At 60.7% G+C, this 25,894-nt stretch carries 23 protein-coding genes and 1 tRNA gene; 20 read left to right on the top strand and 4 right to left on the bottom strand.

What is annotated here, in order from left to right:
- Positions 1–78: 78 nt before the first annotated feature.
- The 4 genes from AC07W0_RS22860 (at position 79) to AC07W0_RS22845 (ending at position 5,899) form a co-directional block, all read left to right on the top strand.
- A complete protein-coding gene (locus tag AC07W0_RS22860; RefSeq protein ID WP_017847070.1) occupies positions 79–795 on the top strand; it encodes an MgtC/SapB family protein in 717 nt (238 codons plus the stop codon).
- Positions 796–1,096: 301 nt separating this feature from the next.
- On the top strand, positions 1,097–1,723 hold the full coding sequence (locus AC07W0_RS22855; RefSeq protein WP_017847071.1) for a response regulator transcription factor: 627 nt from the start codon (positions 1,097–1,099) through the stop codon (positions 1,721–1,723).
- A gap of 1 nt (position 1,724) precedes the next feature.
- On the top strand, positions 1,725–5,342 hold the full coding sequence (locus AC07W0_RS22850) for a transporter substrate-binding domain-containing protein (protein WP_102617813.1): 3,618 nt from the start codon (positions 1,725–1,727) through the stop codon (positions 5,340–5,342).
- Between the two features lie 134 nt (positions 5,343–5,476).
- The gene (locus AC07W0_RS22845) at positions 5,477–5,899 is read left to right on the top strand and encodes an ANTAR domain-containing protein (protein ID WP_102617812.1); all 423 of its coding nucleotides are present in this window, start codon (positions 5,477–5,479) and stop codon (positions 5,897–5,899) included.
- 144 nt (positions 5,900–6,043) lie between these two features.
- Here the strand turns inward: AC07W0_RS22845 and AC07W0_RS22840 are convergent, their stop codons facing one another.
- Together AC07W0_RS22840 and AC07W0_RS22835 are read right to left on the bottom strand one after the other, a co-directional pair.
- Positions 6,044–7,120, bottom strand: coding sequence for a 3-deoxy-7-phosphoheptulonate synthase (locus AC07W0_RS22840; RefSeq protein WP_102617811.1), 1,077 nt, complete (start codon positions 7,118–7,120; stop codon positions 6,044–6,046).
- Positions 7,121–7,458: 338 nt separating this feature from the next.
- On the bottom strand, positions 7,459–7,593 hold the full coding sequence (locus tag AC07W0_RS22835) for a hypothetical protein (RefSeq protein WP_256350929.1): 135 nt from the start codon (positions 7,591–7,593) through the stop codon (positions 7,459–7,461).
- Between the two features lie 146 nt (positions 7,594–7,739).
- Here AC07W0_RS22835 and AC07W0_RS22830 point away from each other — a divergent pair, with 146 nt between their 5' ends.
- The gene (locus AC07W0_RS22830) at positions 7,740–8,507 is read left to right on the top strand and encodes a carbon-nitrogen hydrolase family protein (protein WP_102617810.1); all 768 of its coding nucleotides are present in this window, start codon (positions 7,740–7,742) and stop codon (positions 8,505–8,507) included.
- Position 8,508: 1 nt separating this feature from the next.
- The gene (locus AC07W0_RS22825) at positions 8,509–8,955 is read left to right on the top strand and encodes a GNAT family N-acetyltransferase (protein ID WP_102617809.1); all 447 of its coding nucleotides are present in this window, start codon (positions 8,509–8,511) and stop codon (positions 8,953–8,955) included.
- A gap of 55 nt (positions 8,956–9,010) precedes the next feature.
- Here AC07W0_RS22825 and AC07W0_RS22820 read toward each other — a convergent pair whose 3' ends face one another.
- On the bottom strand, positions 9,011–9,250 hold the full coding sequence (locus AC07W0_RS22820; RefSeq protein WP_046384003.1) for a DNA-binding protein: 240 nt from the start codon (positions 9,248–9,250) through the stop codon (positions 9,011–9,013).
- An 83-nt stretch (positions 9,251–9,333) separates the two neighbouring features.
- Here AC07W0_RS22820 and AC07W0_RS22815 point away from each other — a divergent pair, with 83 nt between their 5' ends.
- The 6 genes from AC07W0_RS22815 to AC07W0_RS22790 all read left to right on the top strand — a co-directional run bounded on the left by AC07W0_RS22815 (position 9,334) and on the right by AC07W0_RS22790 (position 15,118).
- Positions 9,334–9,690, top strand: a complete 357-nt coding sequence (locus AC07W0_RS22815; RefSeq protein WP_046485884.1) for a helix-turn-helix domain-containing protein — start codon at positions 9,334–9,336, stop codon at positions 9,688–9,690.
- Positions 9,691–9,855: 165 nt separating this feature from the next.
- Positions 9,856–10,497, top strand: a complete 642-nt coding sequence (gene gacA, locus AC07W0_RS22810) for a response regulator transcription factor GacA (protein ID WP_026140040.1) — start codon at positions 9,856–9,858, stop codon at positions 10,495–10,497.
- A gap of 1 nt (position 10,498) precedes the next feature.
- Entirely contained in the window at positions 10,499–12,322 is a 1,824-nt protein-coding gene (uvrC, locus tag AC07W0_RS22805; RefSeq protein ID WP_017847080.1) for an excinuclease ABC subunit UvrC, read from the top strand.
- Between the two features lie 32 nt (positions 12,323–12,354).
- Positions 12,355–12,915 (top strand): CDP-diacylglycerol--glycerol-3-phosphate 3-phosphatidyltransferase, encoded by a 561-nt coding sequence (gene pgsA, locus AC07W0_RS22800; RefSeq protein ID WP_017847081.1) that lies wholly within the window; start codon positions 12,355–12,357, stop codon positions 12,913–12,915.
- A 63-nt stretch (positions 12,916–12,978) separates the two neighbouring features.
- Positions 12,979–13,054: transfer RNA gene (locus AC07W0_RS22795), tRNA-Gly, on the top strand.
- A gap of 222 nt (positions 13,055–13,276) precedes the next feature.
- A complete protein-coding gene (locus AC07W0_RS22790; protein WP_102617808.1) occupies positions 13,277–15,118 on the top strand; it encodes a tyrosine-type recombinase/integrase in 1,842 nt (613 codons plus the stop codon).
- 934 nt (positions 15,119–16,052) lie between these two features.
- Here the strand turns inward: AC07W0_RS22790 and AC07W0_RS22785 are convergent.
- On the bottom strand, positions 16,053–16,781 hold the full coding sequence (locus AC07W0_RS22785) for an SOS response-associated peptidase family protein (protein ID WP_102617807.1): 729 nt from the start codon (positions 16,779–16,781) through the stop codon (positions 16,053–16,055).
- 162 nt (positions 16,782–16,943) lie between these two features.
- On the opposite strand from AC07W0_RS22785, the gene AC07W0_RS22780 reads away from it, so the two are divergent.
- The 8 genes from AC07W0_RS22780 to AC07W0_RS22745 all read left to right on the top strand — a co-directional run bounded on the left by AC07W0_RS22780 (position 16,944) and on the right by AC07W0_RS22745 (position 25,862).
- Positions 16,944–17,369, top strand: coding sequence for a LexA family protein (locus AC07W0_RS22780; RefSeq protein ID WP_014338712.1), 426 nt, complete (start codon positions 16,944–16,946; stop codon positions 17,367–17,369).
- A 638-nt stretch (positions 17,370–18,007) separates the two neighbouring features.
- Positions 18,008–18,583, top strand: a complete 576-nt coding sequence (locus AC07W0_RS22775; protein ID WP_431482078.1) for a TetR/AcrR family transcriptional regulator — start codon at positions 18,008–18,010, stop codon at positions 18,581–18,583.
- Positions 18,580–19,617 carry a secretion protein HlyD gene (gene hlyD, locus AC07W0_RS22770; protein ID WP_102617805.1) on the top strand — a complete coding sequence of 346 codons (1,038 nt, stop codon included), beginning with the start codon at positions 18,580–18,582 and terminating at the stop codon, positions 19,615–19,617. Before AC07W0_RS22775 ends, hlyD begins: the two co-directional genes overlap by 4 nt.
- Before the next feature lies 1 nt (position 19,618).
- Positions 19,619–21,391: an ATP-binding cassette domain-containing protein gene (locus AC07W0_RS22765; protein WP_102617804.1), complete on the top strand. Its 1,773-nt coding sequence runs from the start codon at positions 19,619–19,621 to the stop codon at positions 21,389–21,391.
- A complete protein-coding gene (locus AC07W0_RS22760) occupies positions 21,388–22,557 on the top strand; it encodes an ABC transporter permease (protein WP_102617803.1) in 1,170 nt (389 codons plus the stop codon). Before AC07W0_RS22765 ends, AC07W0_RS22760 begins: the two co-directional genes overlap by 4 nt.
- A 4-nt stretch (positions 22,558–22,561) precedes the next feature.
- The gene (locus tag AC07W0_RS22755) at positions 22,562–23,680 is read left to right on the top strand and encodes an ABC transporter permease (RefSeq protein ID WP_102617802.1); all 1,119 of its coding nucleotides are present in this window, start codon (positions 22,562–22,564) and stop codon (positions 23,678–23,680) included.
- Complete coding sequence (locus AC07W0_RS22750; RefSeq protein WP_256072299.1) at positions 23,677–25,200, top strand: efflux transporter outer membrane subunit; 1,524 nt, start codon at positions 23,677–23,679, stop codon at positions 25,198–25,200. Before AC07W0_RS22755 ends, AC07W0_RS22750 begins: the two co-directional genes overlap by 4 nt.
- A gap of 200 nt (positions 25,201–25,400) precedes the next feature.
- Positions 25,401–25,862 (top strand): cytochrome c, encoded by a 462-nt coding sequence (locus tag AC07W0_RS22745; protein ID WP_102617801.1) that lies wholly within the window; start codon positions 25,401–25,403, stop codon positions 25,860–25,862.
- Positions 25,863–25,894 lie beyond the last annotated feature (32 nt).

Genomic DNA, 25,894 nt, shown 5'->3' with positions numbered 1-25,894 from the left:
TCGAACGCCCCTGGGCCCGGTGGGAGCCAGGCTTGCCCGCGATGGCAGTGGGGCTGCCGCCGCATTCATGGAGTTTTTATGCAGGCAATCAACAACATCAACCTCGATTCCCTGATCGATACCGTGGTCAGCCTGACCGCCGCGTTTATCCTCGGCGGCTTGATCGGCTTCGAGCGCCAGTACCGCCAGCGCACGGCGGGCTTGCGCACCAACGTGCTGGTCGCAGTGGGCGCGGCGATTTTCGTCGACATGGCCAACCGCCTGGGCGGTGCAGACGGTGCTGTGCGGGTGGTCGCCTATGTGGTGTCGGGCATCGGCTTTCTGGGGGCCGGCGTGATCATGCGCGAAGAAGGCAACGTGCGCGGGCTCAACACCGCCGCCACCCTCTGGGCCTCGGCCGCGGTGGGCGCCTGTGCCGGTGCCGACCTGATCCTCGAAGCGCTGCTGGGCACGTTGTTCGTACTGGCGGCCAATACGCTGCTGCGGCCGATCGTCAATAACATCAACCGCCAGCCGCTGGATGTGGTGTCGGCGGAGGTGACCAACATCCTCTATGTGATTGCACGGCGTAGCCAGCAACAGGCGGTCATGGTGTTGCTGGAAGCGGAGCTGGCACGTTGCAACTACCCCGCCAGCGATGTCGATGTGCGCCCGTTTGGCAGCGAAGAAGTGGAGATCGAGGCGACCCTGGCGGCCACTTCCGTGGACGGTGATGAACTGGACGCCCTGGTGACGCGCATTTCCATGTCGAGCCTGGTGGTGCAGGCTTTCTGGAGCCCAAGTACCACCGACTGATCCATCCTGGTCAAGCCTAGGTAGACCCAGGATTGGCTATGCTTTTGTAAGGAAAAGTCCTACACGCAGTCAGGATTATCCCTTCGTAAGAAACATCACCCCATTGCTAAGGTTGATCGCTGCGGCTGGCCGGCAGCAATGATATGGCTTCATATGTTCGTGGTGATTTTCAAGGGAAGGGACCAGGCACCCGTCTGTTGGCGCTCTGAGGGACCGTACCGTTCGTCGGGACTGTCAATTCTCACAGGTGGCTGCGTCCCGTGTGATGTGTCAGCGTACTTTGTCCTCTCAGGGGTGTTTTATGAGCAAAGCGTTAGTAGTGGATGACCACCCGTTTATTCGTGCCACTGTCAAATTTCTGTTGAAACAGGAAGGTTTTACTGAAATTGATGAAGCGGGTAATGGCGCGGATGCCGTGCAGAAGGCCAGAGAAGGGCGTCCGGACCTGGTGATTCTCGACCTGGCGATGCCCAAGTTGGGTGGCCTGGAGGTCATCAGTCGGATCAAGGCCTTGGGCCTGCCGTGCAAGATCCTGGTGCTCACGTCCTACTTGGCGGTGTTTTTTTCGACCCGGTGCATGCGGGCCGGTGCCATGGGGTTTGTCGCCAAGACCGGCGAGTTGGACGAGCTGCAAAAAGCAATCAAGGCTGTGATGTGCAACTACAGCTGCTTTCCCAGCCTGCCCACCAGTTCGGTGCGCCGCGATGATTTGCAGACCTCCGAGCACGAGTTGGTGGAAGCTCTTTCGGACCGCGAGTTGACGGTGCTGCAGAAGCTGGCCCTGGGCCTGGGCAACAAGGAAATCGCCGAGGACATGCTGCTGAGCCACAAGACCATCAGCACGTACAAAACCCGCCTGAAGGAGAAGTTGCGCATGTCCTCCGTCGTGCATTTATCCAAGTTCGCCCAGCGCAATCATCTGATCTGAAATGACTGCCACTGTGTTTAAGCGGCTCGCCGCGATCTTGTTGATGGGCCTGTTGCCCATGATCGCAGTGGCCGTCGATCAGCCACATGCACTGTTCCTGTTGGGGCACTCTCAGCTCGAAAACCCCAGCCTGACGCTGGATGAAACCGACTGGCGCTGGCTACGTGAGCGGCGCACGTTGGTGATGGGGGTGTCGGCGCCGGATTACGCGCCATTCGACCTGAGCAACAACAACGACGAGCTTGAGGGCATTACCGCCGATTATGCGGCGCTGGTGGCGCAGGCGTTGAATATCATCATCGAGGTGCGACGCTACGATACCCGCGATGAAGTGATTGAAGCGCTCAAGCAGGGCGCGGTGGATTTCGTTGGCTCGGCCAACGGCTATGAAGCCGCAGACCCTGAGTTGGAGCTGTCACGCTCTTACGCCAACGATCAACCCACCCTGGTCACCCGCATCGGAGACACCCAGGCCCTGAGCGCGGACTTGGCCGGCAAACGCGTGGCCATGCTGTATCACTACATGCAGCCCGATGCCGTGCAGCAGTTCTACCCCCACGCGCAGTTGCAACTGTTTGCCTCGACCTTCGAAGCCATCGGTGCGGTGGCGTTCGGCCGGGCCGATGCGTACCTGGGCGATGCCATCAGCACCCGGTACCTGATCAACAAGAACCACCTCAATAACGTGCGCGTGGCGGATTTTTCCGGCCTGGAGGTCAACCCTTTCGGGTTTGCGTTCACCAAGGACAATATTCGCCTGCGCAATATCATCAACGCCGCGTTGGCCATCGTGCCGGTCAACCAGCAGATGGATATTCTGCGCCGCTGGAGTGCTGGCGGCAGCGGTTTCATGGAAGCCGAACGGCTGCGCCTGAGTGACAGCGAGCAGCGCTGGCTGGAGAAACACCCGCGGGTGAAAGTGGCGGTGCTCGACAAGTTCGTGCCATTGTCGTTTTTCAATGAGCAAGGGCAATTCGAAGGGCTTAGCGCGGAGGTGCTGGCGCGGATCAGCTTGCGCACGGGCCTGAAGTTCGATGTGGTGAAGGGCAGTTCGTTGCCTCGACAAATCGATGAGGTCAATGCTGGCCAGGCAGACATGCTGGCGGTGATTACCCCCAGCGTCGAGCGGGCCGAGAAGTTGCGCTTCACCCGGCCTTACCTGTCCAACCCGTATGTGCTGGTGGTGCGCGCCGAAGACGAGCGGCTGGTTACCCTGGAAGACTTGCCCGGAAAGCGCCTGGCGTTCATTCGCAGCAACAGCCTGGGTGAGCAAATCACGCGGGATTACCCCGGTATTGAGTTTATCGACAGCGCAAACCCCGAAGCCGCCATGGAGTTGGTGGCCAATGGCGGGGCCGATGCGACTGTTATTTCGCTCATCAGTGCGCGCTACATGATTGCGCGTCATTACCGCGACCGCTTGCGTATGACCAGCACCGTCGGCACGGAGCCGGCGCGGATCACGTTTGGCGTCAACCGCAGCCAACTGGAGCTGTATTCGATCCTCGACAAGGCATTGTTGAGCATCACACCTGAGGAGCTGGATGAGCTGACCAATCACTGGCGCAGCGAGATCATCATTGAAGACAGCTACTGGCTGCGCCATCGCAACGCAATCATCCAGGGTTTCAGTCTCGCCGCGGTGCTGTTGTTGATCACCCTGTGCTGGGCCTTTTACCTGCGCAGCCTGATTCGCAAGCGCGCCCAGGCCGAGCGGGCGTTGAGCGATCAGATGCGCTTTATGAGCGTGTTGATCGACGGCACGCCTCACCCGATTTACGTGCGCGATCGCCAGGGGCGGTTGATGGCCTGCAACAATGCCTACCTCGACGTGTTCGGTTTCAAGCTCGAAGACGTGATCGGCAAGACCGTGGTGGAAACCGACACCGGTAACCCGCCGCAAGCCCAGTCGTACCATGACGACTACCTGAAGTTGATGGCGCGGGGCGAGCCGCAGATTCATGACCGGATCCTCAGGGTGCCGGGCGGCGAAGTCCTCACGATTTACCACTGGATGCTGCCGTACCGCGACGGCGACGAGAAGGTCGTGGGTATGATTGCCGGCTGGGTGGATGTGAGTGAGCGCCACCGCTTGCTGGGCCAGTTGCAGGAAGCCAAGGACGATGCCGACGCCGCCAACCGCGCCAAGACGACGTTCCTGGCCACCATGAGCCACGAGATCCGGACGCCGATGAACGCGGTGATCGGCATGATCGAGCTGGCACTCAAAAGCGCCGAGCAAGGTCGGGCGGATCGCGATGCGCTGGAAGTGGCGTCGGTAGCCTCGCGCGGCATGCTGGAATTGATCGGCGACATCCTGGACATCGCCCGGATCGAATCCGGCCACCTGTCCCTGGCCCAGGAGCCCGCCAACCTGCGTGAGCTGCTGGCTTCGGTGGTGCGGGTTTTCGAAGGCCTCGCGCGGGCCAAAGGGCTGGCGCTGCGGGTGACGCTCGATCCGGCGCTCGATCGCCCGGTGCTGATCGACCCGCTGCGCTTCAAGCAGGTGGTTTCGAACCTGCTCAGCAATGCCATCAAGTTCACCAGCAAAGGCCAGGTGCAACTGGGTGCCCAGGGCGATGTCGCCGAGGATCAACTGCGGCTCAGGTTGTGGGTGCAAGACACCGGTATGGGCATCAGTGCTCAGGACCAGCAGCGGCTGTTCAACCCGTTCAGCCAGGGCAGCAACGCTGAACAATCGGCGCGCAGCGGTTCCGGCCTGGGGTTGGTGATCAGTCGCAGTCTATGCGAAATGATGGGCGGTCAGTTGCACCTGAGCAGCGTGCTGGGGCAGGGCACCCGGGTGGACGTGAGTGTGGCGCTGAGCCTGGCGGCCGCGCTGCCGGCGCCGGCTTCGGCGCCTGCTGCGCACAGCCCACCGACACGCGCGTTGAGTATCCTGGTGGTGGATGACTACCCGGCCAACCGTTTGCTGCTGGCCCGGCAGTTGAGCTTCCTGGGGCATCGCATTACCACGGCCGAGGACGGTGTACAGGGGCTCGCGCTGTGGCAGGCCGGGCACTTCGATGGCGTGATCACCGATTGCAATATGCCTCTGAAGGACGGTTACACATTGGCGCGGGATATTCGTACTCAAGAGCACGAGCGAGGCCTGGTGCCGTGCCTGCTGCTGGGGTTTACCGCCAATGCCCAACCCGAAGAAGCCGAGCGCTGTCGCCAGGCGGGCATGGACGGGTGCCTGTTCAAGCCCACCGGGCTCGAAGACTTGCGATCGGCCCTGGCGCCGCGCATGGCGAGCCTATGCGAGCCGCAAGCCGAACCGGCGTTCGATCTGGGAGCGCTGATCATGCTGACGGGGGACGATCATGCAGCGCTCAACGAATTGTTGATGCCGCTGCTCGACAGTCTGGAAGCCGATCAACGGCTATTGCCGTCATTGCGACGTCAGGCCGACTTTGCCCAGTTGCATGACCTGGCACACCGCGCCAAAGGCGGCGCGCGGATGGTCAAGGCGCACGCGCTGATCGCTTGTTGCGAAACCTTGGAGGCCGTGTGCGAACGGCAGGACCTCCAGGCGTTGGGGGCAGCGGTTGAGGACGTCGAGCAGGCGATCGATGATTTGCATCACAGCTTGAGCGTTTATTGCAATCAACCTTGACGCGGTTGGGTGGTTATTCGGTGGATTTGGGACAACTCCTACATGAAGGGGGAACATGCCTGATTTTGTCTGCGGGATATGTCTGGAAAATGGGCTGCTCTCATTCAACGAGCACAGCCTGCCAGGGGTTTGCCATGCCGAACAAAGCACTGACCATCCTGATTGCCGATGAACAGCACCTGCAACGGTTGTATATCGAAAAAATGCTCAACCGATTGGGGTATCACCGGATTGTGCCGGTGCAAACCTTTGAAGAGGTCCAGATCCTCACGGCGATCCCGGCCGAACCCTTTGATGTGCTGATCGTCAATGCAGGCTTGGCGGCCCACGCCGGTGGGCCGCAGGCCCAGGTGCGCCACGTGCTGGTCTACGATCACCTGGACCTGGGCGTACCCGCAGGCTTGACACCGCAGGTACTGGTCCGCTTGCCCGGCGTACCGGATAACATCAACCTTGAGCACTTCATGGACATCATCGACCCACCTGAGGCCGCCGCGGGCTTGCGGGTATTGCCCTGGCTGCGGGAATTATCGCGCACGCCGGTGGCCGGGGTTTAGTTCCGCGTCGGCGCGATGCCATTGGGGCTGTCAGGTGCAGCTTGTCGGCAGCGCTCAAGGTCAGTTGCAGGGTCTTGAGGTTGCTCTCCAGGTTGGCGGCCGTCCGACTTGCCCGCGCTTTGCAGGCAAGCCGGTGTCCATTGCTCAGCCGATGGCGTGTTCGCGCAAGCGTTGAGCTGCGCTGCGCAACAGCTGCTCGGTGCTGTCCCAACCCAGGCAACCGTCGGTCACCGACACGCCGTATTTCATCGCCGGGCCCAATGGTTGGCAGCCTTCGAACACGTGGCTTTCGAGCATCATGCCGATCAGCGAAGTGTCGCCCTGCAGGCGTTGCTCCAGCACTTCATTGAACACTGCCGGCTGACGCAGCGGGTCTTTGCCACTGTTGGCATGGCTGCAATCGACCATGATCCGCGCGGTCACCTTGGACTTGGCCAGGTCCTGTTTCACCTGGGCCACGCTCTGCGCATCGTAGTTCGGCCCACGGTGACCGCCGCGCAACACCAGGTGGGTGTCGGGGTTGCCCGGGGTCTGGATGATCGCCGGGTGGCCCTGGCTGTCGACGCCGAAGTGCCGGTGCGGGTGGGACGCCGAGTGCATCGCATCGCAGGCAATGGCGACGCCGCCGTCGGTGCCGTTCTTGAAGCCGACGGGCATGCCCAGGCCGCTGGCCATTTCGCGGTGGATCTGCGACTCGGTGGTGCGTGCGCCGATGGCGACCCAACTGAGCAGGTCGTCGAAGTAGCCGGCGGCCATCGGTTGCAGCAACTCGGTGGCGACCGGCAGGCCCAGGCGCAGCATCTCACGCATCAGTTCGCGTGACAGGCTGAGGCCGGCGGCCATGTCATCGCTGCCATCCAGGTGCGGGTCGTAGGCCAGGCCTTTCCAGCCAATGGTGGTGCGCGGTTTTTCGACGTAGGCGCGGATTACCAGCAGCATCTGGTCGCTGACGTCCAACGCCAGTTTCTTCAGGTTGCGTGCGTATTCCATGGCCGATTCCGGGTCGTGGATCGAACACGGACCGACGATCACCAGCAAACGTGAATCTTCGCCATTGAGAATGGCGCGCACGGCTTGGCGATGGGCGTGGATTTGCTCATTGAGGAATGGGCTGAGAGGTAACTGGTGCTTGAGTTCAAGGGAACTGGGCAAGCGCAGGGTCAGCGCTTCATTGGCGCTGGTCAGGGTAGAGACGGGCAGAGCGGCGACGGAGGAGTTCATCTTCAAGGCTTCCTGGGCAAGCGGCGGGCGATTCCCGCACGCTCTGCCCTACTGGGGTGTTCGACAATTGGCCGTAGTGGCTACGTGTGTTGGCTTGCCACCGATAGGTGACCGATCGGAGGCGGCAGGCTGTCCCGAGCGGAGCTTGCTAAATCGCCATGCAGTGCTGGTGTCGTAGCGGTAATAGGTGGCGTAGTTCATGTCGTGATTCCTTTAAATGGTCTTGATCAAACAAAGTGTTCAGGGCTGAAAAAACAAAACCCCCGATCGGGGAGCCGACCGGGGGTTAGATTTCTCTGGTAGGCGACCCCTTGAGCAGTGGGCGCCGATTTCAGGTATCAGGCGCGCCAGTGGCTAAACCAATACCCAAAATAAAAGCTGACCAGTGCGCTCAAACCGTTCACACGGGTAGCCGATACCGAGCGCGAGGCGCTGGCAGCAGGGCAAACCTGGGTGTGGGTGAGTTGCAACATGGTGGCTCTCCAAATGATGGTGGCAGCTTACTAGAGGCGCACGGGTGGATTCAATCGGTAATTTCTATTGTGTGGAGGTACTTACGACTATGGGGTGAGTGCCGATATGCTGGTGGCCACTCAATAATGCTTGCCGGGACGCGACCATGACTGCCTTGACCCTTGCCGCTGCTCAATCCGTTTCCATCGCCGGCGACGTACCGGTCAATATCCTGCGGCACCTGGCGTTCATGCGCGCAGCGGCTGAGCAGGGCGTGCAAGTGCTGGTGTTTCCGGAGCTGTCGTTGAGCGGGTATGAGCCGTCCTTGGCGGTTGAGCTGGCAATCGCCCCCGAGGACGCGCTGTTGACGCCGCTGCGCGAGATGGCGCGGGAGCTGCGCTTGACGGCGGTGGTGGGCATGCCGATCCGCTTGGCGCCAGGGGCGGGCGTGTCGATCGCCGCGTTGGTGCTGGGAGCAGACGGTTCGCTTGCGGTTTACACCAAGCAGCATCTGCATCCCGGCGAAGAGGTGGCGTTTGTCGCGGGGCGGGGCGGTGACATGCTTGAGTGGCGGGATGATCGGATCGCGCTGGCGGTCTGCGCCGACTTTTCCCACGCCAGCCATGCACGTCAGGCTGCGCAAGCGGGCGCCACTGTATACGCCGCCGGTGTGCTGATCAGTGAAGGCGGCTACGCAACGGACAGCGCGTTGCTCCAGGGCTACGCCGCCGAGCATGGCCTGGTGGTATTGATGGCCAATCACGGTGGCCCCTCGGGCGGCTGGGCGTGCGCGGGACGCAGTGCTATCTGGGGCGCCGATGGGCAGGTGCTTGCCGCCGCGCCGGGGGTGGGCGACGCGCTGGTCATTGCCCGTCGCGATGGCGGGCGCTGGACCGGTCAAGCGGTAGCACTGTGGGCTGAAGGGGCGCGATGACATGACGTTTCACTTGCGCGCGGCGACTGACCAGGACCGCTCATTTGCCCGGACGCTGACCTACGAAGCCATGCGCGGCTACTACGCGCAATACCGTTTGCTGTGGTCCAACGATGGTTTCGACGTGGCCTGGGCGGGGCGCGAGAATTGGCTGATCTGCAGCGACGATACCGTGGTGGGCTTTATCAGCCTGAGTCGCGACAGCCAGGCGCTGTACATTCGCGAGTTGCATATTCTCGAACCGTTCCGTGGCCGTGGAGCAGGCAGCTGGGTACTGGAGCAAATGGCGTTCAAGGCGTGCGCTCAAGGTCGCGGTCTTTTACGGTTGACCGTGTTTAAAACCAATCCGGCAAAAAAGCTTTATCAGCGCAAGGGTTTGCAAGTTGCGGGTGAGGATGCGTGCTTCTGGTGCATGGAACGCGATTGTCGGCCCATGTCCGCAGACTAATAAGTGACTCATTTGCGCAAAACAGGCGCAACGGCTTAATAAGCGCATACTGAGCCTAGGGTAATATTTCTTGTTCCTGCCTCAGAGGCTCATTCTCGGCAAGGATGATGCCTTCTTTCATGCCCAGAAGGACCGCTACCTTATGGGCCTCTCCCCGCCGTCCTTTCTTGCGCCCAGCGAGCACCTGATACGTGGTTGCCGGGTCGACACCGTGTTCCCGGGCGAACGCTTGAACCGACTTACCTTGGTGTTCAAGCCAAGCCTTGGCTTGTGCAGCAGTACGAATTCCGGGCATAGTTCAAAACCGTTCAAGTTTGTGTAACCAAGGGATCAGCGTATCACCTCTTGGGGTGTGCCAATTTAGGATCATACATCCAAATGAGTGGAATCGGTTTGCGTCTAAGGCAGGAAAGAGAGCGGCTTGGGTTGTCGCAAAAAGTGTTTGGTGAAATTGGAGGCGTTGAAGCGAACGCACAAGGCAAATACGAAAACGGCGGGCGGGCGCCGAAGGCCGATTATTTATCGCGTGTGGCCGAACGCGGCGTGGATTTGCTCTACGTATTAACGGGGGCTCCTACGCCAGCTCAAATGGATAACCTGAGTCAGATCGAAGAAAAAGTGCTGGGCAACTACCGGGCCATGTTCAAAGAGGACCAGGATGCAATCAGGCGGTTGACCTCTACCCTGGCCGAGCATTCGCTGACGATGAAAGTGAACGGCAAATTAAAGCTGTAGCCCAGGATTCCTGACCTTTCCCCCAGGAAACAGCGCTGCTCGTCGTTCGACGGGCACGCTCTTCGCGCTCAAGCGCTATATATATGACACTTGCAACTAGGTCTGCGCCTTGGTTTTTTGCTAAGGTGTTCAGCAACCTATAAGACCATATCGCGAGGTGTCTGCTTGATTAGGGTGCTAGTAGTCGATGACCATGATCTCGTTCGTACAGGCATTACACGAATGCTGGCTGACATCGATGGCCTGCAAGTAGTCGGCCAGGCTGAATCGGGTGAAGAGTCCCTGATCAAGGCCCGGGAGTTGAAACCCGATGTGGTGTTGATGGACGTCAAGATGCCTGGGATCGGCGGTCTTGGCGCCACTACCAAATTGTTGCGCAGCCACCCGGACATCAAAGTCGTGGTGGTCACCGTGTGCGAAGAAGACCCGTTTCCTACACGTCTGCTGCAGGCGGGGGCGGCGGGATACCTGACCAAGGGCGCAGGCCTGGCGGAGATGGTACAAGCCATTCGCCTGGTATTTGCCGGCCAGCGCTACATCAGCCCGCAGATCGCGCAGCAGTTGGCGATCAAGTCCTTCCAGCCCACCAGCGATTCGCCGTTTGACGTGCTGTCGGAGCGTGAAATCCAGATCGCCTTGATGATTGTCGGCTGCCAGAAGGTGCAGGCCATCTCCGACAAGCTGTGCCTGTCCCCCAAGACCGTCAACACCTACCGCTATCGCATTTTCGAGAAGCTCGCCATCAGCAGTGATGTTGAATTGACCCTGCTCGCGGTGCGCCACGGCATGGTGGACGCCAGCGCCTGACATGACCACACCGTTTGATCCGAGTGCCTTTCTCTCGACCTGCAGCGGCCGCCCCGGCGTGTACCGCATGTTCGACAGCGAGGCGCGCCTGCTGTATGTGGGCAAAGCCAAGAACCTGAAAAACCGCCTGGCAAGCTACTTCCGCAAGACCGGCCTCGCGCCGAAAACCGCGGCCCTGGTGGCGCGTATCGCCCAGGTCGAAACCACCATCACCGCCAACGAAACCGAGGCGCTGCTGCTTGAGCAGACGCTGATCAAGGAATGGCGGCCGCCTTACAACATCCTGCTGCGTGACGATAAATCCTACCCCTACGTGTTTTTATCTGACGGCGACTTCCCACGCCTGAGTATTCATCGGGGCGCGAAGAAGCAGAAGGGCAAATACTTCGGACCTTACCCCAGCGCCGGTGCGATCCGCGAAAGCCTGAGCCTGCTGCAAAAGACCTTTTTCGTGCGACAGTGCGAAGACAGCTTCTACAAGAACCGCACCCGGCCGTGCCTGCAATATCAGATCAAGCGTTGCAAGGCGCCCTGTGTCGGCCTGGTTGAACCGGCGGAGTACGCCGAGGATGTGCGCCATTCGGTGATGTTCCTCGAAGGGCGCAGCAACGCCCTCACCGACGAACTCTCCGGCGCCATGGAACAAGCCGCGAGCACCCTGGATTTCGAGCGAGCCGCCGAGTTGCGCGACCAGATCTCCCTGCTGCGGCGTGTGCAGGACCAGCAAAGCATGGAAGGCGGAACCGGCGACGTCGATGTGATCGCTGCGTTCGTCAACCCGGGTGGCGCCTGTGTCCACCTGATCAGTGTGCGTGGCGGTCGGGTGTTGGGCAGCAAGAACTTCTTCCCGCAGACCGGGATCGACGAGGAGGTCGCTGAAGTCATGGCCGCGTTCCTGGGCCAGTATTACGTCAGCAGCCCCGAGCGCGACTTGCCGTCGGAACTGATCGTCAACGTGGTGCATGAAGACTTCCCGACGTTGATCGAGGCCATCCACGCGTTGCGTGGCCGTGAACTGGACATCAGCCACCGCGTGCGCGGCACGCGGGCGCGCTGGCAGCAACTGGCCGTGACCAACGCCGAGCAGGCCCTGAGCGCACGCCTGGCGAATCGACAGCACGTGGCCGCGCGCTTCGAGGCCCTGGCCGAAGTCCTCAACCTGGACGAACCGCCCCAGCGCCTGGAGTGTTACGACATCAGTCACTCCAGCGGCGAAGCCACGGTGGCGTCCTGCGTGGTGTTCGGGCCGGAGGGGCCGATCAAGTCCGATTACCGGCGCTACAACATCGAAGGCGTCACCGCCGGCGACGACTACGCCGCCATGCACCAGGCCTTGACGCGCCGCTTCAGCAAATTGAAGGAGGGGGAGGGCAAGCTCCCCGATATCCTGCTGGTGGACGGCGGCAAGGGCCAGTTGTCCATGGCTCGCGACGTGCTCAACGAACTGGCGGTGCCCGACCTGATCCTGCTCGGCGTGGCCAAGGGCGCCACGCGCAAGGCCGGCTTCGAGACGTTGTACTTGAATGATGCCGCCCATGAGTTCACGTTGAAGGGCGACTCGCCTGCGCTGCACCTGATCCAACAGATCCGCGACGAAGCCCACCGTTTCGCCATTACCGGCCATCGCGCCCGTCGCGGCAAAACCCGGCGAACCTCAACCCTGGAAGGCGTGGCCGGAGTAGGCCCGACACGCCGACGCGATCTGCTTAAACATTTTGGTGGCTTGCAAGAGCTCTCCCGTGCCAGCATTGACGAAATAGCTAAAGCACCCGGTATCAGTAAAAAGCTCGCTGAGTTGATTTATGCAAATCTGCACAGCGAGTAGAATGCCTTCTCACCTCGCAGCCAGTTGTGCCGATGAATATCCCTAATCTGATCACCGTTCTACGCGTCCTGCTTATTCCGATTTTCATTTTGTTGTTCTATTTGCCTTACGAATGGAGCTACATGGCCTCCAGTTCGGTGTTCGCCGTTGCGGCCGCCACCGATTGGCTCGACGGCTACCTGGCCCGGCGCCTGGAACAGAGCACGCCGTTCGGCGCGTTCCTCGACCCGGTGGCCGACAAACTGATGGTGGCCGTGGCCCTGGTGCTGCTGGTGCAGGAACACGGCAACCTGTGGCTGACCTTGCCGGCTGCGGTGATCATCGGCCGCGAGATCGTCGTTTCGGCCCTGCGCGAATGGATGGCCGAAATCGGCGCCCGCGCCCACGTCGCCGTGTCGAACATGGGCAAATGGAAAACCGCCGCGCAAATGCTCGCGTTGGTGATCCTGCTGGCCAACCCGTCGGACTTTTCCTTCTGGGTCTTGCTGGGCTACGCCTTGCTGCTCATCGCTGCCGGCCTGACGCTGTGGTCCATGCTCCAGTATTTACGCGCTGCCTGGCCTCATCTGCGCACCACTGTTGAAAAAAAATAAAACTTTTTTGAATCAAGGGGTTGACGGGTGCTGAGGATTCTATAGAATGCGCCTCACCAAGACGCGGGAATAGCTCAGTTGGTAGAGCACGACCTTGCCAAGGTCGGGGTCGCGAGTTCGAGTCTCGTTTCCCGCTCCAAATATTGCGCTACAGAGTTCCACTGAATTCTGTAAGTGATTGAAATCAGGGCCTTTAGGCCCTTTTTTCGTTCCAGCGGGAACCACTGAAATCCAGCACTATCCGGTGCGTTTAAGTCCAGAATTGAGTCCAGGATTCTGACGAGCACTGAATCGGTTTAATGCTGGAGCAGATTGTGTAGCGAGATGAGCATCTGGCCCTGACTCTGTTCAGGAGCTCGCGATGGCACTCTCAGAAATGGCAGTTCGGCATGCCCGAATCACCGGTAATGACTACACCCTCGGTGACAGTGATGGTCTCACTCTCAATGTGACGGCCAGAGGCGGAAAAGTCTGGCTCTTCCGTTATTACTGGGCGGGCGTGCAGAAACGCATGTCTCTCGGTAGTTATCCGCAAATCAGCCTTAAAGAAGCCCGTGTCCGACGTGATGAGGCGCGCGCCTTGGTTGCCCAGGGCATCAACCCCTACGAGCATCGTAAACAACAGCGACTAGCTGTTCATGCTGCGAAGGAGCACACCTTCGAAGCGGTGTTTAATCAGTGGGTGGAGTTCCGCAGGCTAAGCCTGAAGGAAGGACGCCAGAGCACGCTCTCGCAGATCTTGAGAATCTTCAGTAAAGACGTCTTGCCCATGCTGGGCGGGCGGTCCATTTACGATATCAATCGTCACGATCTGCTGGATTTGCTGAGCAGGATTGAGCAGCGCAAGGCGTTAACGACCGCCGAAAAATGCCGGACCTGGTTCAACCAGTTGTTCCGCTATGCGTTGGTGAAGATCGAGGGGCTGGAACACAACCCAGCTTCAGATCTTGATGTGGTCGCATTTCCCAAGCCTCCAGTGACGCACAATCCGTTTCTCCGAATGGACGAGCTTCCGGCATTGATGGCTGCTCTTCGAAACTACGGTGGCGCCAACCAAACTCGGCTTGGCCTTCGGTTGTTGTTGCTGACCGGTGTCCGCACGGGCGAATTGCGGTTGGCGACACCCGACCAGTTCGATCTGGAGAAGCGCTTGTGGGTCATACCGGCGGAAGTGGTGAAACAACTCCAGCTAGCGATGCGGAAGCCAGGTAAGCAGACTCAAAATGTACCGCCTTATATAGTGCCGCTGTCGGTTCAGGCGCTGGAGATCGTGCGTCACTTGCTGGACCAGGTTGTCCCCGCACAGCGCTACTTGTTTGCGCATCGAAGCGACCTGAGCAAGCGCATCAGCGAGAACACGCTGAATGGCGCGTTGCGTCGGATGGGGTATGCCGATCAACTCACCGGTCATGGGATGAGGGCGACGATCTCGACGGCGCTGAACGAGATCGGGTATCCAAAGGTTTGGGTGGATGCTCAGCTTTCTCATGCTGATCCGGACAAGGTGAGCGCGGCCTACAATCACGCGGGATACGTGGAGCAGCGCCGGACCATGATGCAGGACTGGGCGAACCGTCTTGATCTTTGGGGGCAGGGCCAGCTGAAAGCGGCTAGCTCTCCGCTTACCATCCGGTTGGAGGGTGCTGCTTCGCTGCCGTCGCTGGAAAGCGCGAGCGCAAACTCCATTCAGTTCAACGGCATCTTTCCAATGACAACCGTCTCGGTGCCCAAGGCTTCGGTTAGCGGCGAACCAGCTCTTATCGTGCCGCACCAGTCGCCTGTCGTACCTCTTTCGGTCCCGACTGAAATGCCGCATAAATCTCACGTGTCTGACATCCAGCGCGAACGCGCCGAGATGCTTGCCATCTATGAGGCCGCTAGTAATTTACCGTTAATTGTTTTCGCTAAATTGGCTGGTAAATCCCGAGATCAGATCAATCGTGATATTAAGGCTCGGCGTCTGCTGTCCCTCAGCCTGGGGAATCGTGGTCAGCGCATTCCGGATTGGCAGCTTGATCCACTGCGGCACAAGTTGGTACTTGCTGCGTTAGCGAGGTTTCCGGATACCGGTGCGTGGAGGCTTTATCGGGCGGTCTGTGAGCCTCATGAGCGACTTAAGAGGCGTGCGCCAATCGATGTGCTCACTCCGGAGAATTTCGACGCGACTGTGCGGATCGTTTGCAGCGCCCTGAGCCCAAGCTGAGTTGCTGTCCTAGCGCGGTGACAAATGGGCGTCACCGCTTGCTTGAGTACTGCTTGGCACGGAACTGTAGTCGAGGCCTGCCGACGGTGTTATGCGTCTAGTCGACCTGATTCCGCTGCAATACCGCGTGTTGGTCGCCGGCCTTCTACCATGCGTTTTAGTCGCCGCTTCGGCGGCCATCGCCTGGATGGTCCAAGGCTGGCAATACGGTCAGCAGCTGGAAAAAAAAGCCCGGCAAGGCCTAGCTCAGCGGTGAACTGGTGATAATGAACTGGGAAACCGGAAGCACTAGGAAGGTTGTTTTGATGGGAGATGCTCCTCAGCAACGGCTCATTTCCTGATCGCCCGGGCTGACCCGCTCAAGTCTAGGGGAGCAGACTGTCAGCTCCCCGGTTTGAAATCAAAAAAAGAAGCCTGGGCAACCAATGCCCCATCGTTCCAGCAGCTCAGAGATCCTGATAAGCAATACAACAGTCGCCGTCAATAAAATAACTATGTTCATTTCTTCTTCTCGCAAAGAAACTCGCCACGCTGATAAGCGCGGTGTTTGTGGACGTTGGGTAGGGCTGTTAATAAACTAAATGTTTATCGGCTCGGTCGTCAACGGATGTTTTAAGAAATAATTAAATGAGACGACGACATACACCTTAAGCCCTCCTAAAGCAGGGCGGCTGCGGTGGTGTGAGGGTATATACGCCTTTAGCCCTAGTGGCAAAGATGTCCGGTGGTAGAGGAGATTCAATAGTGTAGTTTCATAAGCTGTTAACAACACTTTACGTGTAGATCTCCTGCTCTATTTTTCGCTTAAGATTTCGTACTATGTTGTTCCACGAAATTATAATTTTGTTGAAGTGCCCGATTTTATTGGGTGCGGTAGCCTATGTGTAGGAATAAGTTTCGCAGGGCAGGTGTTACACGAAAAGTGTAAATAACACTATTTCTGTGGATCGAATAAGGAAACCGATTGGATCAGGGCTGCCCCCTGATTGCGAACATTCCCCACGGCCTGGTCAACCCCGAACCACTCGAAGACCTCGCTAGGTTCGCCCTGCAGCAGCACAATTTGTTTGGGGCGCTCTGTGGGTGTGGCGGGGTCGATCCATTCCTGCGCCAGTTCCGCATTCAGCGCCACAGGGCAGCGATCATGGATTTTCACGATGCCTCCCTGGCTGTCAGCGGTGATGATCACGAAGCCGTCATGCTCCAGCGGCTCCCAGGCTCCCGTCGGGTACTGACCGATGGCAGCGCACAAAATCGGCGCTAGGTCCTTTCGGCGGATCAAATACGGCTGCTTTTTTGGCCCGCCTTCATCCACCCATTCCAACCAACTGTTGATTGGAGCCAGTGCTCGGTGCGGCCAGATCGACTTGTAGTAAGGACCGTGCGCAACTTTCTCGACCCTAGCATTCACCGGGGTTCTATCCTTCGCCCAATGCAGCTTCGAGCCCCAACGCACCATATCGGCGTTTAGAACGTCACCCCCCTGATGGAAGAGTGCGAACTGATTCGAGGGTGCGCCGTTATAGCGTCCCAAGGGCTGATCGCCCACGGTACTGACCATGGCATTCGGCATGCTCAGCACGCGGGTGAGCTCATGGCTTCCGGTGTACTGGGAGAGTCGTCCGCGATGTTCAGCCCTCTGGTTAACGTCAGCGTAGTCCAGCGGGCGATCCGTCTACGAAGCACAGGTGAGCGGCGCACGACCGTGACCTGTATCAGCGTGGGCCTGCTCAGCCATCTGTCCGAATATTCTTACAAGAAATTGACCGCAAAACTTGTACAACGTTAACTGTATATCTGTACAGGTTTCTGGAAGTGATCCGTCATGAGCTTTTCGATTTTGGGCCCTATTGCCGAGGGTGGCTTGAAGCTGCCCTTGTGTTCGTTTCGAGTGCCCGCCGGGTTTCCATCTCCGGCGGCGGACCACATCGAAGCGCACATCTCATTGGATGAGGTTCTGAACATTCGCGCCCCGCATGTCTACCTGGTCTCAATCGCCGGGGAGAGCATGCAAGGCGCCGGGATTTTTGAAGGTGATCTCGCGGTGGTGGACCGCGCTCTGGAGCCTGCGCACGGCCACATCGTCGTGGCATTGCTCAACAACGAGCCCGTATGCAAACGCCTTTGCATTCGCGGCAGGGAGGTGATTCTCCTTTCGGAGAACCCAAAGTACCCACCGAGGTACGTGCTTGAGGGCGACGAGCTGGTGATTTGGGGCGTCATCACATGCAGCGTGCGCAGCCATGTCTAAACCCCAGCCAGTTTTCGCCCTGATCGACTGCAACTCATCCGGACCCTTACTAACCGTTAGTATTGATTTTATTCTTACAATTCAATGCTTTACTGTTTGTAACTATTTATAGATTTTTCGAGGTCCGTATTCTACTGAATCCAGCCAATGGCAAGGATCTGCATTGCGCTACTCGAAATGCTGCTTCCTTCATCGGCAGCAGTCGACGCAAAGCTGCCGGCCATGACGGACAGCAATCGACCCGGAGCTGCCGGCTGCGGCAGGCAGAAACCGGCCAGAAGCAGCCAATTCATTAACTGAATAATCTAATCTGCCCCCCTTTTCACGGCGTCCTGAATGTTGCTTGGGTGCTTCACGTGTCGCCAGGAACGCGCTGCGGTTCTATTCCGGCATACCACATGCTGCGGGCCGATTTCAGCCGAGCGCGACGCCAGACTGAGCAGACCAGGCCTGACCGTGCATAGCGACAGCCATTGCCAGCCGCCCGATAGTTATTCTGCGGCTCATCGTGATCTCCTTTTCGAGCGTTTCCTCTTGCGGCGTGCCTGTGTTGTGATAAGTTAGTAATTGATTACTTACTTCTGGAAGCGCAAGTGATGAGCGGACACCCTAAGCATCTACCAGCCGATGAGCGGCGTGTGGCCACCATCGAGGCAGTCGTCGACCTGGCTGCCGAACAGAATCCCAGCGACATCACAACCACTGCCATCGCGCAGCGCATGGGGCTAACCCAGGGCGCACTGTTTCGTCACTTCCCGAATAAGGACGCCATCCTGCAGGCGGTGATGTCCTGGGTCACGGAACGCCTGCTGGCTCGGGTGGACAAGGCCGCAGAAGGCGCTACGTCACCGCTCGCAGCCCTTGAGGCGATCTTCAAGACGCACATTGACTTCGTGGCCGAACACCCGGGTGTGCCGAGGATGCTCTTCGGGGAATTGCAGCGACCGGGAGAGTCCCTACCCAAGAAAATGGTACAGACATTGACCCGCCAATATGGCGAGCGGTTGCGTCGACTGCTCGAAGCCGGCAAGGCGCGAGGCGAGCTGCATTCAGAACTGGATGTGGACGCGGCCGTCGTCTTATTCATCGGCACAATTCAAGGGCTGGTGATGCAGTCGTTGCTGGCGGGCGATGTGGCGCGCATCCGCCGTGACGCGCCTGGGGTGTTCGCCATCTACCGCCGTGGTGTCCGCCACTCGGAGGCCGGGCAATGAAGATCAACGGCCTTTCCAACAAAGCCAAACGTACCCTCGTCGTTGCCGCCATCGTCGCGATTGCAAGTGGTTCCGGCTTCTTCTGGATGCAGCGCGCAGGTACTGATGACAGTCAGCTGCGCTTGTACGGCAACGTTGACATCCGCGAGGTGCAACTGGCCTTCCGCCAGCCTGGGCGCGTGACTGAAATGGCTTTCGATGAGGGCGATGCCATACGCGCCGGCGAACGCATGGCGGCGCTTGATGCGCAACCCTATCGGGAAGCCCTTGCGGCGGCGCAAGCCCAGGTGCAGGTTGCACAGGCGGAACTGGCCAAGCTGCGCCGTGGTCTGCGGCCGCAGGAAATCACCCAGGCGCGCGGGGCTCTCAGGCAGGCACAGGCGCTCGCCACCGAGACCGAGCGTAATTTCCAGCGCCAGAATGGCCTACTGGCATCGGGCGCCAGCAGCCAGCGTACGGTCGACGCCGCCCGCACGGCACGAGACCAGGCAGCCGCTGGCGTCGAAGCAGCCAAGGCGGCCCTGTCGCAAGCAGCCGAAGGCTTCCGCAAGGAAGACATCGCCGCGGCGGAGGCTCGCCTCGCGGCCGCGCAGGCTGCCGCAGCGCAAGCCACGACAGCCCTGGCGGACACCGAGTTGATGGCGCCCAGTAGCGGAACCGTCATCGCACGAGTGCGTGAGCCCGGCAGCATGGTTGGAAGCCAGAGCGCGGTCTACAGCCTGAGCCTGGACAAGCCGGTTTACGTGCGCGCCTACGTGGGCGAGTCGGACTTGGGGCGCATCGCCCCCGGAACTGTGGTGCGCGTCAAAAGCGATTCATCTGAGAAGCTCTATCGCGGCCAGATTGGCTTCATCTCGCCACGCGCCGAATTCACACCCAAGACGGTCGAGACGACGGATTTGCGCACGGATCTGGTGTACCGCCTGCGCATCGTCATCGACGAAGCCGATAGCGACGGGGCCTTGCGCCAGGGTATGCCGGTGACGATCGAGGTCGATGCGAAAGCCGGCACCAATATCCCGGGGGAGCGTTGAAATGCAGACAAGCCCTGCCATCACCGCCATGCCTGCTGGTGCGGGCGAAGACGCTGCCGTCGTCATCGAAAACGTGGACAAGCATTTCGGCGACGTAAAGGCCCTGCGGGGCTTGAGCGCGCGCATCTACTATGGGCGGCTGACGGGTCTGGTCGGCCCCGACGGGGCCGGCAAGACGACGCTGATGCGGATTCTGACCGGCCTCCTGGTGCCTAACGCCGGCCGCGTCACCCTGGCCGGCTTTGACGTGGTCAAGGACAACGATGCCATTCACGTCGCCAGCGGCTACATGCCGCAGCGCTTTGGTCTGTATGAAGACTTGTCGGTGATGGAGAACATGCGCCTGTATGCGCAGTTGCGCGGCATGGATGCAGACCGCAATGCCGACCTGTTTGCCGAACTGCTCGATTTCACGCGGCTCGGGCCCTTCACCAAGCGCCTCGCCGGCAAGCTCTCCGGCGGTATGAAGCAGAAGCTGGGCCTTGCCTGTGCGCTCATGGCGCGGCCCAAGGTGCTGCTGCTGGACGAGCCCGGCGTGGGTGTCGACCCGGTCAGCCGCCAGGACTTGTGGCGCATGGTGCAGGCGCTGACCGATGAAGGTATGGCCGTGGTCTGGTCCACCGCCTATCTCGACGAGGCCGAGCGTTGCGAGAGCGTGCTGTTGCTGAACCAGGGACAGCTCCTGTTCGATGGTCCGCCGCAAGCACTGACCGCGCAGCTCGAAGGCCGCAGCTTCCGGCTAGAAGACGTTGGTGCCGAGCGCCGAGCGGTCCTGACCCAGGCACTCGATCTGCCCAGTGTCAGCGATGGCGTCATTCAAGGCGCCGGCGTGCGCTTGGTGCTGCGCGACGGTGCACAATCCCGGGAGATCCAGTCGCTGGCGAATCAGGCACAAGTGCGGCTGGCACAGGTGCCTGCGCGCTTCGAAGACGCCTTCATCGATCTGCTCGGTGGCGGCCCCGGCGGCACTTCGACGCTGGCCGAGCGTCTGCCGCCGGTTGAGCTGGGTTCCGACATTGCCGTGTCGTGCCGCAATCTCACCAAGCGCTTCGGCGAATTCACCGCTACCGACAACGTCAGCTTCGAGGTGCAAAAGGGCGAAATCTTCGGTCTGCTCGGTCCCAACGGCGCCGGCAAGTCCACCACCTTCAAGATGCTGTGCGGCCTGCTGAAACCCACTGCTGGCGAAGCGCATGTGGTGGGTCACGATCTGCGCCGCGCCACCGGCGCAGCCAAGAGCCAGCTCGGCTACATGGCACAGAAATTTTCGCTTTATGGACTGCTGTCGGTGCAGCAGAACCTGGAGTTCTCGGCCGGGGTGTACCAGCTGGACGGGAGCACGCGGCGCGAGCGCATCGCCGAGATGATCGAAACCTTCGATCTGGGTGACTGGCTGTCCGCCACGCCCGATTCCCTGCCGCTGGGGCACAAGCAGCGCCTGGCATTGGCCTGCTCGCTCATGCACAGGCCCCCGGTGCTGTTTCTGGACGAACCCACTTCAGGGGTAGATCCCATCACCCGGCGCGAATTCTGGACCCACATCAACGGCCTGGCCCGCAAGGGCGTGACCATCATGGTCACCACCCACTTCATGGACGAGGCCGAATACTGCGACCGCGTGGCGCTGCTCTCACAGGCACAGTTGATAGCGCTGGATACGCCCGACGCGCTCAAACGTTTGGCGATCAGCCCCGAACGGCCCGACCCGACCATGGAGGACGCCTTCATTCACTTGGTGGAGTCGGCAGACCGCGAGATGGAGGCCGCCACATGAACGGCGCCACAAAGCACAAAGGCGGGAGTGGACCACAGCAGACCGACTTGCGCCGTTTTGATCTGCGGCGCCTGATGGCCCTGGTCACCAAGGAAAGCTACCAGGCGCTGCGCGACCCCTCGACGCTGCTGATCGCGTTCGTGCTGCCGGTGGTATTGCTGCTGCTGTTCGCCTATGCGGTGTCGTTGGATGCGAAGGATGTCCGTGTTGGCGTGGTCCTGGAGTCGCCCGGCGCATCGGCACAGTCGCTGGCCGCAGCGTTTTCGGGCACCCGCTTCCTGAACACGCACTTCGTTCATGACCGGCGCGAAGTGGCCGATAAGCTGGTCTCCGGCGACCTGCGCGGCTACGTGGTGATTCCGCAGGATTTCGAGCAGCGTCTGGCCCAGCGTGGCTGCGAGCCGCTGGTACAGATCATCACCGATGGCTCTTACCCCAATACGGCCAATTATGTCGAAAATTACGCCCGCGGCGTGGTGCAGTCCTGGCGTGCCGGGCTGGACGTTGCAGCACCGGCGCAGTCCATCGTGCTGGAGCCGCGCTACTGGTTCAACCCCGAGCTTGAGAGCCGCCGCGCGTTGATCCCCGGCGCCATCGCTATCGTCATGACCATCATCGGCACCATGCTCACCGCGCTGGTGGTGGCGCGCGAGTGGGAGCGCGGCACCATGGAGGCAGTGCTGTCCACGCCCGCCTCGGTGGCCGAAATCCTGATCGGCAAGCTGCTGCCGTACTTCGTGCTCGGCATGCTATCTACGCTGGGCGCGGCGGCTCTGGCCGTGTTCGTATTCGGCGTCCCGATGCGCGGCTCCTTGCCGGCCCTGCTGCTCCTGTCGGCGGTGTTCATGGTGCCGGCTCTGGGTCAGGGTCTGCTGATCTCGACGCTGGCGCGCAACCAGTTCCTCGCGGCGCAGATCGCGCTGTTCACGGGCTTCCTGCCGGCCTTCATGTTGTCGGGCTTCCTGTACGAAATCGACGCCATGCCCGCACCGATCCGGGCCATCACCCTGCTGGTTCCGGCCCGCTACTTCGTCGACTCGCTGAAGACCGTGTTCCTGGTCGGTGACATCTGGGCGGTATTCCTGCCAAACCTGGCGGCAATGGCGGCAATCGGGGCGCTGTTCTTCATGATCGCCAAGCGCGCCACGCGCAAGAACCTGGAGTGAAACGATGTTGACTTCCGCATTCTCGTTCACCCGCCTGCGCGCCCAGTTCATCAAGGAAGTGTTCAGCGTCCTGCGCGACCCGCGCAGCCGCATGGTCGTGTTCGTGCCGCCCATCCTGCAGTTGCTGATCTTCGCCTTTGCCGCGACGCTGGAAGTGCGCAACGTCGATATCGCCGTCTACAACCAGGATGCGGGGCGCTGGTCGCACGAACTGGTGCAGCGTCTGGACAGCGCAAAATTCATCGCCCGCGTGCGGCACGTGGATAGTCAACGGCACCTGCACGAGCTGATCGACCGGGGCGAGGTGATCGCCGCGCTCGCCATCCCGGTGGATTTCTCGCGCTCGATTGCTGCCGGCGATAGCGGCCGCGCGCAGGTGCTGGTCGACGGTCGGCGCAGCAACTCGGGCCAGATCACCGTGGCCTATCTTTCCACCATCGCCGCCGAGGTCGGCGCCGAGGTCGTGCCCGACGCCCAAGCACCAACGCCCGTGGTCGTGCGTCACTGGTTCAACCCGAACCTGGTCTACCGCTGGTTCATCGTGCCCGGGCTCGCCGGCATCCTGGCCCTGTTCAGCGCGCTCTTGATCACCTCGCTGTCGATTGCACGCGAACGTGAACTCGGCACCTTCGACCAATTGCTGGTGTCGCCCACTTCGACGCCGGAAATCATCATTTCCAAATCACTGCCGGCACTCGCAATTGGCACCGTGCTGGGCCTGTTCATGATCAGCGCAGGCGTATTCCTGTTCGGCATCCCGTTTACTGGCTCGTTTGCACTTCTGCTCGCCAGCCTGGTGCTGTTCATCCTGTCGGTGGTCGGCATCGGCCTGATGATTTCCGCGGTCAGCATGACCCAGCAGCAGGCCATCCTGGGTGCGTTCGCCATCGGCGTGCCGGCGGTGCTGATGTCCGGCTTTGCGACGCCTGTGGAAAACATGCCTGTCGTCCTGCAATGGCTGGCCCAGGCCATTCCGCTAACCCACTTCCTCATCATCGTCGAAGGCAGCTTTCTCAAGGCCATGCCGCCCGGTGACATTCTCGCCAGCCTGTGGCCGCTGGCGGTCATCGCCCTTGCCACGCTGACGATGGCCACCGTATTCGTCCGAGGACGCCTGCAATGAAATCCAAGACCCGCACTCCCTTTCTTCGCGCAACCGTCACCGGCCTGACCCCTGGGCGCGTGCGCCCGCTCGCGCTGGCCCTGTCCTGCGTGCTGCTGACTGCCTGTGCGACCGTGGGCCCCGACTATCGCGAGCCGCCGCCGGTCGACGTCGGCAGCGGCTGGACCTTGCCGTTGGCAAGCGAATCCCAGTCCGCAGACTTGAGCCACTGGTGGTCTGCACTGGACGATCCGATCCTCGACCGCCTGATGGCCACGGCGCTGGCACAGAACCTGGATCTGCGCCAGGCTGCGGCACGCATCGATGAGGCACGCGCCCTGCGCGATCGCGTGGCCGGCGAGGCATTGCCCACCGTCGGCGCTGGCGCGAGCGTCAACCGGCGCCGTCAAAGCGAGAACGGCCCCTTGCCCATCGGCTCCATTCCCGGTCTTGACGCCACGCAGACCATCTACGATGCGGGCTTCGACGCGGCCTGGGAAGCCGATTTGTTCGGGGCCAAGCGGCGCGCTATGGAAGGCGCCAGCGCCCGCCTGGAGGCGACCGAAGCCGAGGCACAGGGCGTACGCATGCGCATCGTGGCCGAGGTCGCGCGCACCTGGTTCACCGCCGCCGGCGCCCGCTACGAGTTGCACACACAACAGGCCACGCTGGATACGCTGCAGCAGACCTTGGAATTGGTGCGCCTGCGGCATGCCCTGGGCGACGCGTCGGCCGCCGACGTGGAGGCGGCGTACGCCCAATGGACAGCAGTCAACGCGCTTATCCCGGATATCCAGGCGCGCCAGCGCGCCGCGGTGCTCAGCCTGGGCGTGCTGTTGGGCACACCGCCGGAGCGGGAGCTGGCACTGCTTGATGGCCCCTTGACGCCGAGCACGCTGCGGGCGCTGCCGGTGGGCGAGCGCGCAGATATGCTGCGCCGACGCCCTGACGTGCTGGCTGCGGAACGTCGCCTGGCAGCGAGTTCTGCCGACATCGGCGTGGCCACAGCCGAGTTGTTCCCCAAACTCTCCATCGGTGTCGGCGGCGGGTTCCAGGCGCTCAGTACGGGCAATTGGTTCGATGCATCCAGCTCGCGTTTTTCCATCCTGCCGCTGATTTCCTGGCGCCTGTTCGACGGTGGCCGCGTGCGAGCCGAAATTCGGGCACGCGAGGCGGCCGAGCGGCAGGCTGCGCTGGCCTACGAGCAGGCGGTGCTGGCGGCGCTGGGCGATGCCGAGCGCGCGCTGGGCGACTATCACGGCGGGCTGGACACACTGGAGCGCCGCGGCATGGCACTGGATGCCGCGCGCGTGAGCTACGGCCACGCCAAGGCCCGCTACGCCGCGGGCGACATCGCCCTGGTCGAACTGCTGGCAGCCCAGCGCAGCCTGCACGAGGCCGAAACCGCAGCCGCGCGGGCGCATACCAACGCCGCCGTGCAATTGGTGGCGCTGTACAAGGCCCTTGGGGGTGGCTGGGGCGAGTCCATGGCTGTGCAGCAGCAAGTCAGCTGGCTCGCCACGGTGCTCGAGGATGGCTAAGCGCTGCGTTGGCTGGATTGTTTAGCGAATGGGCGATGAACATCTCAAGGATTTCGCGCCTCTCCACCATGCGCGAGTTGTCAACGTAGCGCCTTGCGTACGAAGACATCGAGCTTCCCAAGCCTGAATGCTTCTTGCACGAACATAGCAACCGTTCGTCAGACCCAAAGTCTTCATCAACAACATCAACGGAGAAACTCGTGAGTCAGCCCTTAAAACTAGGATCGTTCTTCGCCGTCTCGCTTTCCGTGATTTTGGCAACCTCCGCCACGTCACTTGGTGCGCAGTCCGTAGAGACGGCAAAGCCAATGGAGCTTCGGACCATAATGAAAAGACTTGACCATGATATGCAAGCCGTCACGGGCGCGATCTCCAAAGAAGATTGGTCATTGGTTGCCGAGTTGGCACCAAGAATTGCCAAGCATGCCGAGCCACCTATTTCGGAAAAGATGCGCATCCTCGCCTGGCTTGGAACAGAAGCCGGAAAGTTTCGAGGCTTTGATGGAAGGGTGCATGATGCCGCGACTGCCATGGGTGAAGCTGCTAAGCGGAGTGACGGCCAAGCAGTCATCGTGGCCTTCGCCAAAACACAGCAAAGCTGCCTAGCCTGCCACCAAAGTTTCCGTCCCTCGTTCGTTAAACATTTCTATGGGGAGCAGTAGCATGGGCGCACCTGTGCGGTCTGTAATAGCTT

The sequence above is a fragment of the Pseudomonas sp. GW704-F2 genome (genome assembly GCF_059423025.1).
This window is presented reverse-complemented; position numbering and strand designations above follow the sequence as displayed.

What these genes read in the sequence shown, in the direction of transcription:
- AC07W0_RS22825 (WP_102617809.1), top strand. Translation starts at nt 8,509, where the DNA reads ATGACGTTTCACTTGCGCGCGGCGACTGACCAGGACCGCTCATTTGCC.
- AC07W0_RS22860 (WP_017847070.1), top strand. Translation starts at nt 79, where the DNA reads ATGCAGGCAATCAACAACATCAACCTCGATTCCCTGATCGATACCGTG.
- AC07W0_RS22765 (WP_102617804.1), top strand. Translation starts at nt 19,619, where the DNA reads ATGCAGACAAGCCCTGCCATCACCGCCATGCCTGCTGGTGCGGGCGAA.
- AC07W0_RS22845 (WP_102617812.1), top strand. Translation starts at nt 5,477, where the DNA reads ATGCCGAACAAAGCACTGACCATCCTGATTGCCGATGAACAGCACCTG.
- AC07W0_RS22835 (WP_256350929.1), bottom strand. Translation starts at nt 7,593, where the DNA reads ATGTTGCAACTCACCCACACCCAGGTTTGCCCTGCTGCCAGCGCCTCG.
- AC07W0_RS22850 (WP_102617813.1), top strand. Translation starts at nt 1,725, where the DNA reads ATGACTGCCACTGTGTTTAAGCGGCTCGCCGCGATCTTGTTGATGGGC.
- AC07W0_RS22855 (WP_017847071.1), top strand. Translation starts at nt 1,097, where the DNA reads ATGAGCAAAGCGTTAGTAGTGGATGACCACCCGTTTATTCGTGCCACT.
- uvrC (WP_017847080.1), top strand. Translation starts at nt 10,499, where the DNA reads ATGACCACACCGTTTGATCCGAGTGCCTTTCTCTCGACCTGCAGCGGC.
- AC07W0_RS22815 (WP_046485884.1), top strand. Translation starts at nt 9,334, where the DNA reads ATGAGTGGAATCGGTTTGCGTCTAAGGCAGGAAAGAGAGCGGCTTGGG.
- AC07W0_RS22755 (WP_102617802.1), top strand. Translation starts at nt 22,562, where the DNA reads ATGTTGACTTCCGCATTCTCGTTCACCCGCCTGCGCGCCCAGTTCATC.
- AC07W0_RS22830 (WP_102617810.1), top strand. Translation starts at nt 7,740, where the DNA reads ATGACTGCCTTGACCCTTGCCGCTGCTCAATCCGTTTCCATCGCCGGC.
- AC07W0_RS22820 (WP_046384003.1), bottom strand. Translation starts at nt 9,250, where the DNA reads ATGCCCGGAATTCGTACTGCTGCACAAGCCAAGGCTTGGCTTGAACAC.
- AC07W0_RS22780 (WP_014338712.1), top strand. Translation starts at nt 16,944, where the DNA reads ATGAGCTTTTCGATTTTGGGCCCTATTGCCGAGGGTGGCTTGAAGCTG.
- AC07W0_RS22760 (WP_102617803.1), top strand. Translation starts at nt 21,388, where the DNA reads ATGAACGGCGCCACAAAGCACAAAGGCGGGAGTGGACCACAGCAGACC.
- pgsA (WP_017847081.1), top strand. Translation starts at nt 12,355, where the DNA reads ATGAATATCCCTAATCTGATCACCGTTCTACGCGTCCTGCTTATTCCG.
- AC07W0_RS22840 (WP_102617811.1), bottom strand. Translation starts at nt 7,120, where the DNA reads ATGAACTCCTCCGTCGCCGCTCTGCCCGTCTCTACCCTGACCAGCGCC.
- hlyD (WP_102617805.1), top strand. Translation starts at nt 18,580, where the DNA reads ATGAAGATCAACGGCCTTTCCAACAAAGCCAAACGTACCCTCGTCGTT.
- AC07W0_RS22790 (WP_102617808.1), top strand. Translation starts at nt 13,277, where the DNA reads ATGGCACTCTCAGAAATGGCAGTTCGGCATGCCCGAATCACCGGTAAT.
- AC07W0_RS22750 (WP_256072299.1), top strand. Translation starts at nt 23,677, where the DNA reads ATGAAATCCAAGACCCGCACTCCCTTTCTTCGCGCAACCGTCACCGGC.